The sequence below is a fragment of the Acetitomaculum ruminis DSM 5522 genome (genome assembly GCF_900112085.1).
GTDB classification, from domain to species: Bacteria; Bacillota; Clostridia; order Lachnospirales; family Lachnospiraceae; genus Acetitomaculum; species Acetitomaculum ruminis.
Genome location: NZ_FOJY01000029.1, coordinates 1 through 17,823 on the forward strand (window position 1 = coordinate 1; position 17,823 = coordinate 17,823).

At 37.4% G+C, this 17,823-nt stretch carries 19 protein-coding genes and 1 pseudogene; 15 read left to right on the top strand and 5 right to left on the bottom strand.

Going from position 1 to position 17,823, the window contains the following annotated elements; all coding sequences use genetic code 11:
* Positions 1-626: 626 nt before the first annotated feature.
* From BM153_RS12830 to BM153_RS14455, 3 genes and pseudogenes are all read right to left on the bottom strand, one after another.
* On the bottom strand, positions 627-1,529 hold the full coding sequence (locus tag BM153_RS12830) for a nucleotidyl transferase AbiEii/AbiGii toxin family protein (RefSeq protein WP_092874779.1): 903 nt from the start codon (positions 1,527-1,529) through the stop codon (positions 627-629).
* On the bottom strand, positions 1,516-2,139 hold the full coding sequence (locus BM153_RS12835) for a DUF6088 family protein (RefSeq protein ID WP_092874782.1): 624 nt from the start codon (positions 2,137-2,139) through the stop codon (positions 1,516-1,518). Before BM153_RS12835 ends, BM153_RS12830 begins: the two co-directional genes overlap by 14 nt.
* 349 nt (positions 2,140-2,488) lie before the next feature.
* A pseudogene (locus tag BM153_RS14455) lies at positions 2,489-2,935 on the bottom strand (transposase); the annotation flags it as partial.
* A 164-nt stretch (positions 2,936-3,099) separates the two neighbouring features.
* On the opposite strand from BM153_RS14455, the gene BM153_RS12845 reads away from it, so the two are divergent.
* The 8 genes from BM153_RS12845 (at position 3,100) to BM153_RS12880 (ending at position 10,618) form a co-directional block, all read left to right on the top strand.
* Positions 3,100-3,522, top strand: coding sequence for an ASCH domain-containing protein (locus tag BM153_RS12845; RefSeq protein ID WP_092874785.1), 423 nt, complete (start codon positions 3,100-3,102; stop codon positions 3,520-3,522).
* 120 nt (positions 3,523-3,642) lie between these two features.
* The gene (locus BM153_RS12850) at positions 3,643-5,628 is read left to right on the top strand and encodes a methyl-accepting chemotaxis protein (protein ID WP_177205711.1); all 1,986 of its coding nucleotides are present in this window, start codon (positions 3,643-3,645) and stop codon (positions 5,626-5,628) included.
* A gap of 13 nt (positions 5,629-5,641) precedes the next feature.
* Positions 5,642-6,628 (top strand): substrate-binding domain-containing protein, encoded by a 987-nt coding sequence (locus BM153_RS12855; RefSeq protein WP_092874792.1) that lies wholly within the window; start codon positions 5,642-5,644, stop codon positions 6,626-6,628.
* Between the two features lie 237 nt (positions 6,629-6,865).
* Positions 6,866-7,636, top strand: a complete 771-nt coding sequence (locus BM153_RS12860; RefSeq protein WP_092874795.1) for a nuclear transport factor 2 family protein — start codon at positions 6,866-6,868, stop codon at positions 7,634-7,636.
* 57 nt (positions 7,637-7,693) lie between these two features.
* Positions 7,694-8,134: an Rrf2 family transcriptional regulator gene (locus tag BM153_RS12865; RefSeq protein ID WP_092874798.1), complete on the top strand. Its 441-nt coding sequence runs from the start codon at positions 7,694-7,696 to the stop codon at positions 8,132-8,134.
* Between the two features lie 54 nt (positions 8,135-8,188).
* Positions 8,189-8,809, top strand: coding sequence for a 4Fe-4S binding protein (locus BM153_RS12870; protein WP_092874801.1), 621 nt, complete (start codon positions 8,189-8,191; stop codon positions 8,807-8,809).
* A gap of 5 nt (positions 8,810-8,814) precedes the next feature.
* The gene (locus BM153_RS12875; protein ID WP_092874804.1) at positions 8,815-9,618 is read left to right on the top strand and encodes a protein-ADP-ribose hydrolase; all 804 of its coding nucleotides are present in this window, start codon (positions 8,815-8,817) and stop codon (positions 9,616-9,618) included.
* Positions 9,602-10,618 (top strand): SIR2 family NAD-dependent protein deacylase, encoded by a 1,017-nt coding sequence (locus BM153_RS12880; RefSeq protein WP_092874807.1) that lies wholly within the window; start codon positions 9,602-9,604, stop codon positions 10,616-10,618. The genes BM153_RS12875 and BM153_RS12880 overlap by 17 nt, the downstream gene beginning before the upstream one ends.
* Here BM153_RS12880 and BM153_RS12885 read toward each other — a convergent pair.
* Complete coding sequence (locus BM153_RS12885) at positions 10,599-11,474, bottom strand: LysR family transcriptional regulator (protein ID WP_092874810.1); 876 nt, start codon at positions 11,472-11,474, stop codon at positions 10,599-10,601. The genes BM153_RS12880 and BM153_RS12885 overlap by 20 nt on opposite strands.
* 131 nt (positions 11,475-11,605) lie before the next feature.
* Between BM153_RS12885 and BM153_RS12890 the strand changes: the two genes are divergently transcribed.
* The 3 genes from BM153_RS12890 to BM153_RS12900 all read left to right on the top strand — a co-directional run bounded on the left by BM153_RS12890 (position 11,606) and on the right by BM153_RS12900 (position 13,169).
* On the top strand, positions 11,606-11,845 hold the full coding sequence (locus BM153_RS12890) for a hypothetical protein (RefSeq protein ID WP_022750282.1): 240 nt from the start codon (positions 11,606-11,608) through the stop codon (positions 11,843-11,845).
* Positions 11,845-12,831: an alpha/beta hydrolase gene (locus tag BM153_RS12895; RefSeq protein WP_092874813.1), complete on the top strand. Its 987-nt coding sequence runs from the start codon at positions 11,845-11,847 to the stop codon at positions 12,829-12,831. Before BM153_RS12890 ends, BM153_RS12895 begins: the two co-directional genes overlap by 1 nt.
* 125 nt (positions 12,832-12,956) lie before the next feature.
* Positions 12,957-13,169 carry a cyclophilin-like fold protein gene (locus tag BM153_RS12900; RefSeq protein ID WP_207649039.1) on the top strand — a complete coding sequence of 71 codons (213 nt, stop codon included), beginning with the start codon at positions 12,957-12,959 and terminating at the stop codon, positions 13,167-13,169.
* Positions 13,170-13,207: 38 nt separating this feature from the next.
* Here BM153_RS12900 and BM153_RS12905 read toward each other — a convergent pair whose 3' ends face one another.
* Positions 13,208-14,095 carry a LysR family transcriptional regulator gene (locus BM153_RS12905; RefSeq protein WP_092874816.1) on the bottom strand — a complete coding sequence of 296 codons (888 nt, stop codon included), beginning with the start codon at positions 14,093-14,095 and terminating at the stop codon, positions 13,208-13,210.
* 149 nt (positions 14,096-14,244) lie between these two features.
* Here BM153_RS12905 and BM153_RS12910 point away from each other — a divergent pair, with 149 nt between their 5' ends.
* Genes BM153_RS12910 through BM153_RS12925 form a run of 4 tightly spaced genes read left to right on the top strand, consistent with a single transcriptional unit; the run spans position 14,245 to position 16,602 of the window.
* The gene (locus BM153_RS12910) at positions 14,245-14,766 is read left to right on the top strand and encodes a flavodoxin (protein WP_177205713.1); all 522 of its coding nucleotides are present in this window, start codon (positions 14,245-14,247) and stop codon (positions 14,764-14,766) included.
* 25 nt (positions 14,767-14,791) lie between these two features.
* Positions 14,792-15,376, top strand: coding sequence for a DapH/DapD/GlmU-related protein (locus BM153_RS14355; RefSeq protein WP_092874822.1), 585 nt, complete (start codon positions 14,792-14,794; stop codon positions 15,374-15,376).
* Positions 15,377-15,380: 4 nt separating this feature from the next.
* A complete protein-coding gene (locus BM153_RS12920) occupies positions 15,381-15,749 on the top strand; it encodes a nuclear transport factor 2 family protein (RefSeq protein ID WP_092874825.1) in 369 nt (122 codons plus the stop codon).
* Between the two features lie 13 nt (positions 15,750-15,762).
* Complete coding sequence (locus BM153_RS12925) at positions 15,763-16,602, top strand: aldo/keto reductase (protein ID WP_092874828.1); 840 nt, start codon at positions 15,763-15,765, stop codon at positions 16,600-16,602.
* Positions 16,603-17,823 lie beyond the last annotated feature (1,221 nt).

Consider the following 17,823-nt stretch of genomic DNA (forward strand, 5'->3'; position numbering starts at 1 on the left):
CATTCCTATCTGCTTTTGTAATGCCCTTAGGATTGCGTTTAGGGCGATGTACAAGCCCTACAGCCTCCATTATACGCTAGATAGTTCTCTCGCCAGGTATATAGAAATCTGGATCATCCTGATGTTTGAGATCTAAAGCTGCAAACATTCGATATCTGCCATAGGTATCATTGTATTGGTCCTCATTAAGGATTTCATACATGGAATCTACTATATAATCATATTTCCAAGGAAGGTCTTTACGCTCAAGGTATTTATAAAAAGCCTGCCTTGATACATTTAAGACCCTAGAATAGAGACTCTGCTTACTGATGTTAAATTATAATAATTGCAATAGCAGTGAATTGAAAAACGTAATTCGGACTGAGATAAGAGGATTACGAGATTTATCCCAAAAAGTGATTTTGAATTATAATAAATCCCCGTTAGAATCCGAGTTGTTAGAAACATTAAAAGAAAAGATTGTTAATGTTATAAGTGTTGATTTGAGAAAGTATGATGAATCATGTTCAATGGTTGATGATTTGTATTATGCTTTGTTAGACAAACAAATGATTTCACCAGTTAAGGAGAACTGATTATGATTTGAAGATGACTTCTGGTCCAATGGACCAGAAGCTGTTCTTTTAGAATAAATCTTTTGTAAAGTCTTGTATGAATGTTTTAACTTCATTGTATGAAATGTCATCGCTTATAAGATTCTTAGTAGTTTTTTCATAATCATCTGCATAGAAATCTTTTTCGCAGAATTTTTTTATTAATGCTGGTATTTCTACACTATTATCTGCGGCAGGAGATATATCATTTTTCATGCTTTGTCTGTGAGCACGAACTTCTGTAATTAACTTTCTGAAGTCATTAGTGACTGTAATTTCGTTGGCAATTTTATAGATATCATATAGGTGCCTAGAGTTACGGGCTGGTTTATCTTGAAGATAATAATCACAGAGAGCAAATACCTTATCAATTAAAGTACGTTCTAATGCTTGTACCTGCATTGTAAATGGAGTGAGTCCATATTCTTCAAGTAAATCGGGCTCTTCCTCTTTAAGAGCCTGATAAATATAGTTGCTGATTTCGCGTTCGACAGTAGGAAAAGCATACGACATTAACGCAGTTTCCAGTTTTACATAAGTATCAAGGAAAGGATCACCAACAATTGAATCGTAAGCCATATCGTAATGATTATATTCTTTATCGCTCTCGATTGAGTCCCAGTTTGTAATTTCTAAACCTATGTTATCAGCTATAGGCTTTAGAATGTTATATTTCAGTTTTTTACGTCTGTTTTCACCGAGATGCTCTGTAAAAGTGATATCAATATCTTCGGAGAAACGGTCTATAACACTATATGCTTTTGAAAGAGAAGTACCACCCTTGAAACAAACAGGATATTCACATGCGGAGAGCTTTCTTAATATCATAGTTACATAGTAGTCTTTTTCTACAATATCCTGAGCCTGACCGATACGCTCTGCTGTGAGGGCAACGATATCATTAAATAATTCTTTATCATTATGCAAGTACATTGTCTAACCTCAATTCATAATAAAATCTAAATGCAGTTAAGGGGAAGCATCTAATATACTGATCCACGTCATTCCTGGTAATTTTGTGAGCCTCAATATATTTCAGAAAGCATTTTCTGGCATCTTCATAATCATAGTCTGAATAGGTGTCAAGATTTGATAACAAATCCAGCATCTGAAGTATGTAGACATTTTCATTCGTGATAGAAATCAGAGGCTTTCTAATATTGAATCTTCTGTTACCTATTTTAACATCTCTTGGAGCGGAATTTGTATTATTACTCACAATCTCAATTACATGGGGAACCTGAGTGGAAATACCAATCTGATTTGCAAATGTGTTGCCGGAGTAATATCCATCCGTTTTTCCATTTTTTGAGATGTATTTATATTTTGCGATTGTATCTGCTGTAGGACCGACGGAAGATTTTAAACGAGTCTTCTTCGGCAGATAGTAGATACCATTGTCGTACTTAGCTAGCAATCCTTTTTTACATAATGTGCTTAACTGCTGTGTAAGAGCAGATTTTGAAATCTCTCCGTTGTAAATATCGGAGAAGAATATCGGTTCGCCTTCTTTGTATTTTTCAGTTAGCATTTCATAAATCATATTATCACCACCTAAACAAAATGTAATCTATAATATAATTTGTTAAGTTAATTCTATCAAATACATCGTAAATGTCAAGCCAGCGGTTTTTTATTATCTGAGAAGGCTTTATTTTTTTACCCAAATTTCTGCAGATTCATATTGAATCTGTCCCATATGTTTTTTGACCGGGTGGAAATAAATATTTTCACCCTGATTTAGTAATGGGCGATTTTCCAACCCAAATGTAATACGAGAAGAAAAACACGGAGGATTAATTCATGAATGTAGAAGAAACAATAAAGCACCTTGGGAATCACTGGGAGCTGTATAAGTTGGCTGCATATGAAGAGTGTAGTTTTGATTATGCAAGTGTGTGGTTGCAATGAGGACAGCGTAAAACATGAGTTTTACTGAAACGAGATTCAGATTTGGGATTGAATCTAGAGTGACACACTTTGCATATAAGCTGTGATCGTTTTTTGTCGTCATTCCACGAAAGATACTGAAATGGCGCGTTGCAAGAGAAACAGCGGCAGCTTTCCGGAACGGTACATTCGCCACGACGAAAGACAGGTTTAATAGTTTTGTGATACCGTTTCTCGTAGTAAGCGATGAGATCCTTCCAATCCCAATCCTGTTTGTGGGATATGATTTTTGGAAGCTGATCGATTTTAAACTTTTGGTACTTTGGAGAATGTGAATCATCAAAGTTTCACTGCTTGAGTGGAATATATCTACAGATAAAGTTAATTAGCCAGCAGATTTGTTTATGTTGGTATTGAATAAATTGAAGTAAATAGAGTATAATGTCCATGAGCAATGAAATCCTTTCGTATTTTGTTTGGTGTGGTAACTACATTATACTTCAAAAAAGGGGGGCATTGCTCATTTTATTGCAAATACCCTAAAAATCAAGGATTAAACAATAAAAAAGGTAGTAAAATTTGACACTACCAAAATGGAGAAGGAGTTAAGAAAATGACAGCAGAGCAATTATGGCAAAAAGCAGGATTAGCAGGAGAATATGAAGCTTGGGCATTTACAGATGTCCCGGATAAACTTGCAGCACTTGTGTGTGAAGGGATAAAAACAGCAACATGTTCATCCTACGACGTGAGTATCGTAGAAAATGAACCAATTCCTAAGGTTGGAGACTATAGCGTTATTCTCGATTCTAAGGGCGATGCAGTTTGTATCGTACGCACATCAAAAATTACAATTTGCCCCTTTAAGGATGTAACTGAGGAGCATGCATATAAAGAGGGCGAAGGCGATAGAAGCCTGGATTATTGGCGGCAAGTCCATAAAGAATTCTTGGAGAGCGAACTTGGAAGAATAGGTATGGCTTTTAGTGAAAAAGCGAAGGTTATTTGCGAAGAGTTCGAACTGATAGAATTGTAATTGCAAAAAATAGGAAGAAATTTGAAAAGTAGTGTTAATCACATACTAATAATCCATAAAAAGAACACGATAATTATAGTACAAAGTAAGTAACACGAATAAGAGGAGGCAATGGTGGGAATGAAAAAAGCGAAACGAAGGGGTTCTATAAAATTCAATCTTTTAGTTATTATTATTCCAATAGTTGCTTTTATGATGATTGCCTTAGTAGCAATATCGTATCAGATTTCTTCAAAAAGTTTAAGAAAAGAAGCAGAAGAATTATTAAAAACATCTATCAGAAGCCAAAAGAGCGATATTGAAGCATGGATGAAGGATAATCTGGATTCCTTCAAAATTGTGAAAAATACAATCGAATGCTCAAATTCTGATGAAGAGACTTTGAAGGCTATTTTAGATGGAACAGTTGGGTATAGCAGTACATTTGCGGATGGATTTTACGTTGGAAAAAGTGATGGAAGATTAATTACCGGCAAGGGCTCAGCAAAATCAGAAAGTGATGTTTTGGCATCAAACTGGTTTAAAGAAGGCTCTACCAGGATTAATATGGCATACGGTGAACCATATGAAAATGCAGATGGACAAAAAGTTATAAGTGCAACGGGAATGCTTAATAATGGCGATGACGGAATAAGCGTTATCGGTGTCGATGTTACACTTGATAAAATAAGCGTTATCGTAAATTCTAACGTTGAGATGGAGAACGCAGAGACGTTTCTCGTACAATCCACAACAGGAACGATTATTAGTAATCGAGATGCTTCAAAGGTGGGCGCTAATATAGCGGATTATAGTACCGATAATTTTTACAAAGGCGTTAAGGCGGCTATAGATTCATCTGATTTTTCAACCAAAGAATTAAGTGGAAAAATGACCGCGTTTTGTGAAGTTGATGGAACCGATTGGATATTGGTATCGTTTATTCCTTCCAGTGTTATTTTGAACGATGTTCAAGCACTTGGAAAAGTAATGGTAATTCTTGTGATTGTTGGAATACTAATTTTAATAGTATTAATTGAAAGAACAGTTCACATATTAATCAATCCTGTTAACAAGCTGTCGGGTGTAATTAATACCATGACAAATGGTGACTTCACGATGGAGGTAAAGGTAAAAGGTAATAACGAAATCTCTTTCATGTCAGAAGGAATCAGAGAGTTTGCGGGTACAATGCAAAGACTGATTAGTCAGATAGGAAAAATTGCAGTCAATTTAAATAACCAGGCGGATGAAAGTAATAAAGTATCCAGAGAGTTGTATGATGCTTCAAAATTGCAAGAGACGTCAATGCAAGGGTTGAATCAAACCGTAGATGGATTGGCAACTTCAATAAATGAAATTGCTAATAGTGCAACGACATTAGCCATGGTTGTAACCGATACAAGAACGAATGGTGAGAGTGTAAGCCAGCAGATGTCAGAAACGGTAAATGTTGCCAATAAGGGACAGAAGGAGATGGAAAAAGTAAGTGATGCGATGGGTGTCATTATTGCTTCCATTAACGAACTTCAGACAGCAATAAACGATGTAGGCGTTGCGTCCAATGAGATTACGGAGATTGTAAAATTAATTGGTAGTATTGCAGAAGAAACAAATTTATTATCACTTAACGCATCAATTGAGGCGGCCAGAGCCGGAGAAACCGGAAAAGGTTTTGCTGTTGTAGCAAATGAGATTGGTAAATTAGCACAAACAAGTACAAATTCGGTTCAGCAGATAACAGAACTTGTTGTAGGTATTGATAATTTAGTAAAGGATGCTGAAAAGAAAGCAAAAGAGAGTGTTAAAAGCATTGATGAAAGTAGTGGATATATCAACAATGCGGTTGAGACATTTAGTCTAATCTATCAAAATATTCAACAGACGAATGGTCTGGTTGCTGATATGATTGAAAAAGTAGGAGAAGTAGATGAGGTTGCAACGGATGTGGCGGCTATTTCTGAGGAACAGGCGGCAAGTGCAGAACTTATTTTATCAACTTCGGAAGAAATGGTTAAGCAGTCAACAATGTTAACAAATAATAGTGAACAGGTTGCGAAAGAATCGGAAATGCTTGCGTCAACTTCAACGGAACTAGACAAGCAAGTGCATCAATTTAAGATTTAAAGGAGTCATCAAGATGAAAAAAACAATACTATCGATAATTCTATTATTAACAGTTTGTATTTCCGGTTGTGGATTTTCTTCTTCAAAAAAGTCTTCCTCAGCTAGTGATGGCGTAAAAATTATGTTCACCTATTCACAGGAAGAAGGCAATGCTTTTAGAGATACGCTGGCGGAAGGCGCGCAGGAATATGCATCAAGTGTTGGTGCAGTTGTAGAGTGTGCATATGCAGAGCATTCTCTGGAAAAACAAATTGAGCAAATAAAAACCGCACAGAGCAATGGGTATGGCGCAGTTATGTGTATTCCGGAGGATGCATCGACTGCGAGACAGTTAGAAGCTGCCGCGGGAGACTTGCCAATCATTTTTTGCAACAATGCGCCGGATGATGCAACATTGAAAGAGGATAAATATATTTATTGCGCATCGGATGAAGGCGTAGCCGGAGAATTGCAGGCTGAATATATTTTGAACCAATTCGCTTCGAAAGAAGAAATTAACGTGTTGCTATTAAAGGGGCTGGATGGACATGCAGCTACGGTAGGTAGGACCAGAACATTGAAAGAAGGCTTAAATGGCAGTGGCAAAAAGATAAATTATGTGTTTGAAGATTTTGCAGATTTTGATACAGATAAAGCAAGAGAGGAAGTAAATTTTGCCATAAGTAAAGGAATTAAATTTGATTTGATTGCATGCAATAATGATTCTATGGCAAGGGGTGCAATACTGGCATGTCAGGATAATCATATCGATCTTAAGAAGGTTCCAATTTTAGGTGTGGATGCGACTAAGGATGGATGTGAAGCAATTTTGGCAGGTGAAATGGTATTTACCGTATATCAGCCGGCGGCACCGCAGGGGGCTGAAGCAGCAAAAGCGGCGATTGAATTAGCCAAGGGCGGAACAATTACTAATTTTAAATCAATATCGAAAGATAAATTACATTTATGGGTTCCGTTCGAAAGGGTAGATGCTTCCAATGCAAAGAATTATTTAAACTAATTACATATTGCATCAATCATCAATTTATCAATTATTGAATAGTTGTTTTGCTTTAAATCCAGGTGTTTATCTACACCTGGAAATTTTTTTGAAAAATTTTAGATGTAACTATTGACATTACATCAAAACGGTGTTATATTAACACTATCAGATGAAACAGTCATGGTTACATCAATGAACTTTTTAACATTCGAGGATAATTACCTCGCAGGGCAGAGCCCAGAAAGGAAAATAATCATGACAAATAAGGAAAAAGCATTAGCACTCATCGGAACATTCGTATCAGGAGATACAGCAAAGGCAAAGGAGCTTCTTGCAACAAGTTATATTCAGCATAACCTTGCATTTGGTACAGGAGCAGATGCATTTGTAGCAGCAGTTGAAGGACTTGCACAGGCACCTGTAAAAACAACGGTTAATAACATTCGTGCATTCGAGGATGGAGATAAGGTTTTCCTTCAGACAGTATATAATTTTGCAGGAGCAGGAGAGCAGGTCGGATTCGATGTATTCCGCTTTGATGCAGATGGTAAGATTGCAGAGCACTGGGATAATCTGGCAGACAAGGCAGCTCCTAATCCTTCAGGACATACTCAGATTGATGGAACTCTTGAGAAGAAAGATGTAGATAAGGAAGAGACACGTAAGGTTGTAGCCGGATTTGTAGGCGATGTGCTTCGTGGGGAGAATCCTGACAAGCTCACTTCTTACTACGATGGAGATAAATATATCCAGCATAATACTTCAATTGCAGATGGTCTTTCAGGTCTTGGAGCTGCACTTGAAGCTATGGCTAAGCAGGGAATCTCAATGGTTTATAACAAGACTCATATGGTTCTTGCAGATGGAGATTATGCTCTTGCCTGCTCAGAAGGAACCTTTGGCGGTGTACCTACAACCTACTATGATCTGTTCCGTGTTGAGAACGGATTTATCGCAGAGCACTGGGATGTAATGGAGACATTAGCTGATAAGTCTACATGGGCTAATGAAAACGGAAAGTTTTAATGTAACCATTGCAACTACATTTGTCACGAAGTAAAATAGTGGCAGGAGGAACAAAAAATGCAGATATCAAGCAGGTTTACGGTTGCACTTCATATTTTTACATGTGTGGATACATTTAAAGAAGAACACAAGGTAACGAGCGATTTTCTTGCAGCCAGTATAAATACGAATCCTGTCATCATTAGAAAGATACTTACTCAGCTTAAAAACGCAGGGTTAATAAATGTTATCAGAGGAACAGGCGGAATAGAGCTTACAAGAGATCTTAAAGATATAACTTTTTATGATGTGTATCAGGCAATTGAGCCTTTGGAGGATGGAGAACTATTCAGATTTCATGAATCACCAAATCCAGAGTGCCCTGTTGGTAGGAATATCCATTTACTTTTGGATGATAAGTTGAAAAGCATCCAGGAAGCGATGGAATCAGAGATGAAAAAATACACTCTTAATGATTTAAGATCCGGAATGCAGGAACTGTTGGCAAAAGAAGCTTAACAATGAGACTCTGAGGTGTTTACTTCAAAGTCTTTTTTTAGAAGGATATGGAATATGGAAACTAAGGAATATCTGAAATACATAGTGGAAGAAATCCATACAACTATTGTGGCAACGGTAGATGATGAAGGACTACCTGTTACAGCTGCTATAGATATGATGGATTATGATAATGACAGTTTATATTTCCTTACAGCGAAAGGAAAAGGATTCTATGACAGACTGACAAAAAGACAGTTTCTTGCGCTTACGGCAATGAAGGGTGAGGATACTATGTCAAGTATTGCGGTATCAATCCGAGGTAAGGTGAGAGACCTTGGATATGGGAAGATACCGGAGCTGTTTAAGAAAAATCCATACATGCATCAGATATATCCGACGGAAGAATCCATGAAAGCACTAACAGTATTTCAGATATATGAAGGAACCGGCGAGTGGTTCGATCTGTCAAAGAAACCTATAGAAAGGGAATCCTTTACCATTGGAAAAGTAGAAATAAGGCATGAAGGATATTTTATTAAAGATGATTGTATAGGTTGTGGGAGCTGCTTATCAGTTTGTCCCCAGAGTTGTATTGTCACAGCCAGGATTCCGTATGTCATAGAGCAGGAACATTGTCTGCACTGTGGTAATTGTATGAGCGCCTGTCCCACCGGGGCAGTGGTTAGGAGATGAAAGCTATGTCAAAGAATACAAAACAGGACGAACGTCTTGATTATCTCGTAGAAGCGTTTAAGGCAGATTCAGATGAATATAAGGATTTAAAGACTCCAAATAGTACGGAAGATAAAAGACGAATCCTAAGGTCACTTATGAATATCCGTATGCCGAAAGAATTATCCTCTTATGTAATGAAAGTACAGGATGAATATTTATTAGAGAGAGCAGCTGAAAAGGGTGTGGTGAATCTATCAGAAATCCCAGTTATCAGAGATGGACTTTCTATCTGGCAAGGAGATATTACAAGACTTTCGGTGGATGCTATTGTTAATGCCGCTAATTCGCAGATGCTCGGTTGTTTTGTCCCGATGCATACTTGCATAGATAACTGTATCCATACTTTTGCAGGAGTGCAATTAAGAGCTGAGTGCAACAGGCAGATGAATGAACTTCGAATCAGATATGGAAGAGATTATGAGCAGCCTACTGCCGTTCCAATGCTCACGGAAGCGTATAATCTTCCGGCAAAGAAAGTTATTCATATAGTAGGACCAATTGTCCAATACAAACTTACTCCGGAATTGGAAAAGGATTTGGAGAACTGCTATAGAAACACTTTGGATATGTGTGCTGAAAATGGCCTGAAGAGCGTTGCTTTTTGCTGTATTTCGACAGGGGTATTTCATTTTCCTAACAAAAAAGCGGCTGAGATTGCGGTTAAGACTGTATCAGAATGGCTTCGTGATAATCCTGGTAAGGTAGAAAGGGTGATATTCAATGTTTTTAAAGACGAAGATAAGGCCATTTATGAAAAACTTATATGATGATATGCCTAATGGTTATCAGGAAACTATAGAGAAAGGAATGAATGCTGTGAGATACTTTACTACAAGCATGTCCTATGGTAAAGGAAGCAAAGAAGAACAGATAAGCAGACTTAAAACAGAAATCAAGGAAGCAGATGCCATAGTTATAGGTGCGGGTGCAGGATTATCAACATCAGCAGGGTTTACTTACAGTGGCGAACGTTTTGAAAAATACTTCTATGACTTTGCCAAAAGATTTGGAATAAGAGATATGTATTCAGGTGGTTTCTATCCGTTTCCAAGTGAAGAAATCCGCTGGGCTTGGTGGGCGAGACATATTTATTTTAACAGATATATTGATGCTCCAAAGCCAGTGTATAGGGATCTTCTTAAGATGGTTTCCGATAAGGACTATTTTGTGATTACCACAAATGTAGATCACCAGTTTCAAAGAGCGGGTTTTGACAAGAAAAGACTGTTCTATACTCAGGGTGATTATGGTTTGTTTCAGAGTGTGAATCCTGATATTCAGAAAACCTTTGATAATGAAGAGTGGGTAATGAAAGCTATGGAAGCACAAGGTTTTGTAAGAGATGATCAGGGAGTATTTCAGGTACCGGCTGATGGTAAGTTAATAATGGAAATTCCTTCTGAGCTGATTCCAAAGTGTCCTGATGATGGCTCTGATATGACTATGAATTTGAGAGCGGATGATTCTTTTGTTGAAGATGAAGGATGGCATAGGGCATCTGCAGCATATTCTGATTTTATTCGTAGACATGAGAATCTTCATGTTCTTTATCTTGAGCTGGGAGTAGGAGCTAATACGCCTGTAATAATAAAGTATCCGTTCTGGCAGATGACGCTGGCAAATGAAAAAGCGGTATATGCCTGCTTAAATTATGGTGAATCATTCTGCCCAGAGGAAATTGCAGATAGAAGTATATGTATTGATGGTGATATTGCAACCATATTACAAAAGCCCCTCACTTGTTTTACTATTGGAAAGAATCTTTGAGATGAGCTAGAAATCTTTCAGCGATAGGTGTAAACGCCTGATATCTATTCCATGCTATAAATATTCTATTTTCAAGCTTCGGAGACAGTGGTCTGAATACAAGGCCGCTGCCTTTTGACGTATTTACAAGATGTTCATAGGTGAGAAGATATCCTAAGCCTTCCATGGCAAAAATTGATCCATTGTAAGAAAGGCGGAAGGAACCTTCTAACTGAAGCTCTGAAAATCTGCTTCCAGCCCAGTTTCTAATATCTCCATTCCATGCCTGATCAGAACAGAATAATGGCAAGCCTACAAGGTCATCCAAACGGATGGCTTTTTTCTTTGCTAGGGAATCGGTATTTGGAATGATAAGTCCCCAGGTGTCTGTTTGAGGGAATTCGATATATTCGTATTTGCGGATATCCGGTTGTTCTACCAGTACTACAAAATCAAGTAAGCCTTTATCGACTTTTTCAGAGAGCTGCTCTGTATCACCGCTTGTGATGTGATAATGAAGGTTCGGATAGTGTTGTTTAAAATCTTTTATAGATCTTGCCAGGTATCGAAGCTGGTAGGATTCAGCAAGACCAAGATAGAGTTCTCCACCAGCTATATCATCCAGAGAAACAAATTCCTGCTCGATTTTATCAGCCATGCTGACAAGATCTTCGGCACGATTGCGTAGCAGAATTCCTTCATCAGTAAGCTTGATACTAAAAGCATGTCTTGTGAAAAGCTTTTTCCCAAGTTCGTCCTCCAGCGATTTAAGCTGTTTTGACAGGGTAGGCTGAGTTACATGCAGAAGTTTTGCAGCTCTACTCATATTTTCTTCTCTTGCCACTGCTAAAAAATATCTTAAAGTTCTAATTTCCATAGAACACCTCCATTATTAATGATATGCCAAAAAGGAATAATATGATATTCATTATAACCATTAGCAAGAGTATTTACAAGCTCGTATAATAAAGATGTCAAGTAAACAGTACGATTGAGCGAGGAAATCTCATGGATAAAGAAAAACTGAAACAGTGCCTTATGGATACAGGATGTCACGAAGATGCATCAGAAAATATCCTTAAGCAATATGAATCTGGAAGCATGGAAAATATGTTTCGACTTTTGAAAAAAGAGCGTTGCCGCATAATGGATGAATATCATGAATGTGGAAGAAAAATTGATTGTATGGATTTTATGCTTAGAAAAATCGAAAGCGAAATGAACAAGAATAACGGAGGTATCAAGTGATGAAGAAAACAGAAGAACTTAATTTAGTAACAGAATGGGATAAGGTATTTCCAAAGAGTGAAAAAGTAGATCACAAGAAGGTAACATTTGCAAATCATTTTGGAATCACCCTGGCAGCTGATATGTACATACCAAAGAATGTTACGGGAAAACTTCCTGCGATTGCAGTGTCAGGTCCTTATGGTGCTGTTAAGGAGCAGTCATCAGGTCTTTATGCACAGACCATGGCAGAAAGAGGTTTTCTGACGATTGCCTTTGATCCTTCTTTTACTGGAGAGTCAGGTGGTTTTCCAAGATATATGACCTCACCGGATTTAAACGTTGAGGATTTTCAGGCAGCGGTAGATTTCTTGTCTGTTCAGGATAATGTTGACCCTGAGCGAATCGGAATCATAGGTATCTGTGGCTGGGGAGGTGTAGCCCTTCAGACCGCCTGCCTTGATACAAGGATTAAGGCTACGGTTACATCAACAATGTATGATATGACAAGAGTTGCAGCGAATGGATACTTTGATGCTGATGATAATAAAGAGGCAAGAGTGAAGGCCAGAAAGGCTGTAAATGCTCAAAGAACTGAGGATTTTAGAAACGGTACATACGCTTTGGCAGGAGGAGTTGTGGATCCATTGCCTTCGGACGCTCCGTTCTTTGTAAAGGATTACTATGATTATTACAAGACTAACAGAGGTTATCATAAGAGAAGTCTTAACTCAAATGATGGCTGGGCAATTACCGGAATGATATCACTTTCCAATATGCGCCAGTTCCATTATGCAGGAGAGATTGATAATGCAGTTCTTATGATCCATGGCGAAAAGGCTCATTCCTGCTATATGAGTAAGGATGCTTTCAAGTTGCTTAATGGAGATAATAAAGAGCTTTATATCATTCCTGATGCAGTACATACAGATCTCTATGATGGTGGAGATAAGGATTATATTCCATTTGATAAGTTAGAGAGTTTCTTACATGAGTATTTAAAGTAAAAATCGGGAGGCGAATTCACCATTATAAAGAATTTTAATGCTCAGTATCCAAAGCTTGAAGTAAAAATGCTTGCGGATGAGGATTTGACTATTTCAGTATCAAATTACGGGGGTTTTGAGAAGGTCTGTCAGTTGGAAAAACTCTACCACGTAACGACAATCAGATTACAACTGAGGCTGGGGATGTAATGTTATACAGTGGAAATCAGATAGTATTCTTTTATGGCGCTAATTCATGGTCATATACGAAAATAGGTAAAGTGGAAGCGTCGAGTATCGAAGAACTTGAAAGTGTGTTAAGCGGATCAGAGACAGAAGTCATATTAAGCATAAAATAAGGAGATGAGTAACTCTTAAATAGGATTTAAAAAATTTCTTACAGTGGAAACGCAACAGTTTCGCTGTACAGCTTCTGCAACACTTTAATAAAAGCTTCAAGGCTATGTCGCCTGTCTGATTTATGAGTGCAGAGAACGCATGAAAAGGTATCATTGCAGTCATAAGGAATCCAGGCAAACTGTCCGCTGTGGTCATTAAGAAAACCGGGAGCCAGACAGATTCCTTTGCCTGAAGCAACGTTAGTAAGTGTGGTGTCATGATCTGGACTATTAAAATATTCAATTTTACCTGATGAAATAAGCTTTTGCTGAACGGAGCGGAGAAGTGCCGGTGAGCCACCACCTACCATAAGAGTGTGACCATAAATGTCTTCATCTGTAATAAGATTTTTAGTTGCAAGAGGATCATTCTTATCACAAATTAAATAAATATGGCTTTGAAACAGCTTGTGGACGGAAGTGCCTGCAAGCTGTTTTGTCTGTTCTTCCAGCGCAAATACAACATCAGATTCATTTTTTAGAAAGCTATCCATACTGTTACCGTACTGGAAACGTGGTGTAATCTGAGTTCCTTGGGATTCCTTTTCAAATTCCTTAATTGCTTCTGGAAGGAAATAGAGAGCCTGCCGTACTGACATACTTATAGTGATGTTTTCTTTGTATTTTGCACTGAAGTTCTGGCCCTGTTCGATAGCTCTTTTCATCTCTTCGCGCATATTTGAAAGGTAGGTTACAAACTGCTGACCGGCAGGAGTAAGAGTAGCCCCTTTTCCATTTCTAACAAAAATCTCAAATCCAACTTCCTCTTCAAGAAGTTTTATCTGATAGGAAAAAGTAGGCTGGCTTACAAACATATTCTCAGCGCCCCTGGAAAAACTCTCTGTACGAGCCAGTTCTATACAATAATCTATCTGCTTTGTTGTCATAGCACACTCCTGATATTTAAAAATTAAATCAACTATCTAATGTTTCTATTGGATATTATAAAGCCTATGTGAGATAATGTAAACAACAAAGGACAAAACCAATTGGGAATAACAGATATTGATAGAAATTATAAATGGAGGAAACAAAGATGGCAAAAACATTAATAGCGTTCTTTTCAAGAGCAGATGAAAATTATTTTGGTGGAGCAATGAGATATGTAAAGATTGGTAACACAGAAATTGTTGTTAACCAGATGAAAGAACTGATTGATGCAGATGCATTTAAGATTGAGATGTTAAATCCTTATTCACCGGTGTACATGACCTGCATTGATGAAGCCAAGAAAGATTTAAGAGAAAATGCTCGCCCTGAGCTTACCAACTATTTAGATAGCATAGATGAATACAACACCATTGTACTAGCTTATCCAAATTATTGGGGAACATTTCCAATGGCGGTAGCAACATTTCTTGAAAGATATGATTTTACAGGAAAGACCGTACTTCCGCTTTGTACCAATGAAGGAAGTGGAATGGGTTCTAGTGAACGTGATGTAAAAAAGTATGCTAAGGGCGCAGATGTAGTAAAAGGTCTTGCAATTACAGGAAGTCAGGCTGCAAATGCCAAGCCGTCTGTTGAAAAGTGGTTTGCTGCAAACGGATTGATGTAAAGAAATAGAAATGGAGGAAAGATTAGTGGATTACAAAAAAGGATATGTTTTTGAATTAATGGCCCAGGGTGGACCTACAGATAATAGAGAGCCATATTTTAAGGATGCAGTTGATGAAATGATGAGAGCCAGAACTCTTTGTGCAAAGGCGAATGCCTGCATGCCAGATGATCCATCTTATGTGGGGTACCTGGAAGAGCTTTTTGGTAGAAAGCTTGATGATGTAAGAATCCTTACACCATTTACCTGTGACTTTGGAAATACGGTAAAGTTCGGTAAGGATGTGTTTATCAATCATTCTGCAATTCTTTCAGCATCAGGTGGAATAGAATTTGAGGATGGTGTAATGGCTGCACCTGGACTTAAAATTGCAACGATTAATCATGATGTGAACGAGCGTCACACGAAATATACCTATGGAAAAGTCACTGTAAAGAAAAATGCATGGCTTGGACTTAATGTAACTATCTGTCCAGGCGTAACAATTGGCGAGTATGCAGTCGTTGGAGCTGGAGCTGTTGTCACAAAAGATGTACCGGCTTATGCAGTTGTAGGCGGTGTGCCGGCTAAGGTAATTAAGATGTTGGATCCAGCGGAACAGAAGGAATAATGTTATGGGTGAAGAAGAAAAAATTTCAGAACTATATAAAGACTACTGGGATTATATGATAGAGAAAAACATAGAAGGTCTCAGAAGTCTTATGTCTGCAGATTACTGTCTTTATCATATGACAGGAGTAAGGCAGTCTGCTGATGAATTTCTTAAGGGATTAGATAATGGTACCTTCAATTATTATTCAGCACAGCATGATGACATTGTAGTAGGTGTACATGGTGATGAGGCAAGCTTGACAGGTAAAAGTAGAGTTGTTGCAGCAGTTTATGGCGGAGGAAATGGAAGCTGGAGATTGCAGGGTGACTTTACACTTAGAAAAGAAAATGAAAACTGGAAGTTTACAAGTTCCAGAGCATCAACATATTAAGGAGGATTTTACAATGGAAAATATCGTATTAAACAATAAATTAGAGTGCCCAGTTGTGGGAATTGGAACATTTATGCTATCACCTGCGGATGCGGAAGTAAGTGTACGAGAAGCACTTAAGATGGGATACAGACTGGTAGATACAGCGAATGCTTATGTTAATGAGCGTGCGGTAGGTCGTGGAATCAAGGAAAGTGGAGTGGATAGAAAAGATGTATTTTTATCAACTAAGCTTTGGCCATCAGAATATGAGAATGAGAATGCTGTAGATGAGACATTAGAGCGTCTTGGCGTGGATTATGTGGACCTTCTTTATATTCACCAGCCTGCTGGAAATTGGCTTGCAGGATATAGACAGCTTGAAAAGGCGTATAAAGAAGGCAAGGCGAAGTCTATCGGAATCTCTAATTTCGAAGGTAAGTATATGGAGGAACTTCAGACGAAATGGGAAATTGTTCCGCAGTTTATTCAGGTAGAAGCGCATCCATATTTTACACAGACAGAGCTTCGTAAGACTTTGGAAAAGTATGATATGAAGCTGATGAGTTGGTATCCACTTGGTCATGGTGATAAGTCTCTTATCAATGAGCCTGTATTTGCAGAGCTTGGCAAGAAATATGGCAAGTCTCCAGCACAGATTATTCTTCGATGGCATACACAGATGGGATTTGTTGTTATCCCGGGAAGTAAAAATGTGGATCATATTAGGGATAATCTGGATATTCTCGATTTTAAACTTACCGAGGAAGAGATGGCAGAAATCGCCAAGCTAGACAAGAATGAGAGATATTATCATAGAACAGATGAACAGCTTATTCAGTTTGCTGGTTGGAAACCGGATTTTGAAAAATAAAAAGAGCCGAATGGCTCTACGAAGCCCACTTCCTTTAGGTGGTGGGTAGTTCACGGGTGCGACTAGCAGCGCACGTTTTTAATGGGTGAAAGTCCCTAATCCGCCCTGGTAGTGGGAAGGATATAGCTAAGACCAAGGGGTTCATCGTGAGGTGGAATCATTCAAATGTTTCCTTCAAAATAATCATTTCACTTTAAAATAAGAGCAAAAAACATCATCTTACTAATAAAAATATTCATTGAGAAAATCATTATTTACATTATAATAATACAGTGTTATAATTCCTATGGATGTATAGTGAATTTGTACTAAAATTACATCTTTTTTATTTCATGGGAGTTATTTTTTAAGTTATAAGTCGGATTAATCCCCAATATACAGATATTTTATACAGATAAGCTGTTGAAAAGATAGCTTGGATTGTGGATTATCTATAAATGAGTTATGGATATGTATTAGTTTCAAATGAAGGCGTTGTAAAGTGTTACGGCCGCTTTTATATGAGACGGTAGTAAAACAAATTGAGATTTTTGTATACGAAAAGGGTGTCTGCATTTTCTGATAATTGAAAATAATAGATGTTTTATAAATGACTGAATTATATTAGTGTAGATTATTATTTTTACTTGATTAATAATGCAAAGAAAGTTTATGCCTTTTCTGACATGAGTAAATATTATTTTCTGCTTAGTAAAAACACTTTTAAAGTGAATGTTTACTTACACTGGGTTTGTTCTGGAAAATAAATAATTTTTACCCTATATGTAAGATACAGACAAATATAAAACACCTTCCTTTGTTAATGGAGAAAAAGCAGGGAATGTTTTACACTATAGACTTTGTAGAATCATACCTATATGTAAGATACGGATAAATATCAAGATATTTACCCCGTCAATTAGGAAAAAAGCAGGGGTATTTTTACAATGAAGTCTTTGAAGAATTATTCCTATACTTGATAAACGGATAAATAATAAGGTATCTGCCCCGTCAATTTGGAAAATGCGGGAATTTTAAATAATGTATGAAAAAAATACTATTTAAAAGTCCGAATAAAATTAAATTTAAAATAAAAATATCTTGTATAGTATCTAAAAAGTGATATAATAGTAGAGAATTAAGACATTTCTATTAAAAATATAAAATAGTTAAAAACAAGGAATCCGGTGCAAATCCGGAACACGCTTGCCCGTACTGTAAGGCGGACGAAAGCAGCAATAT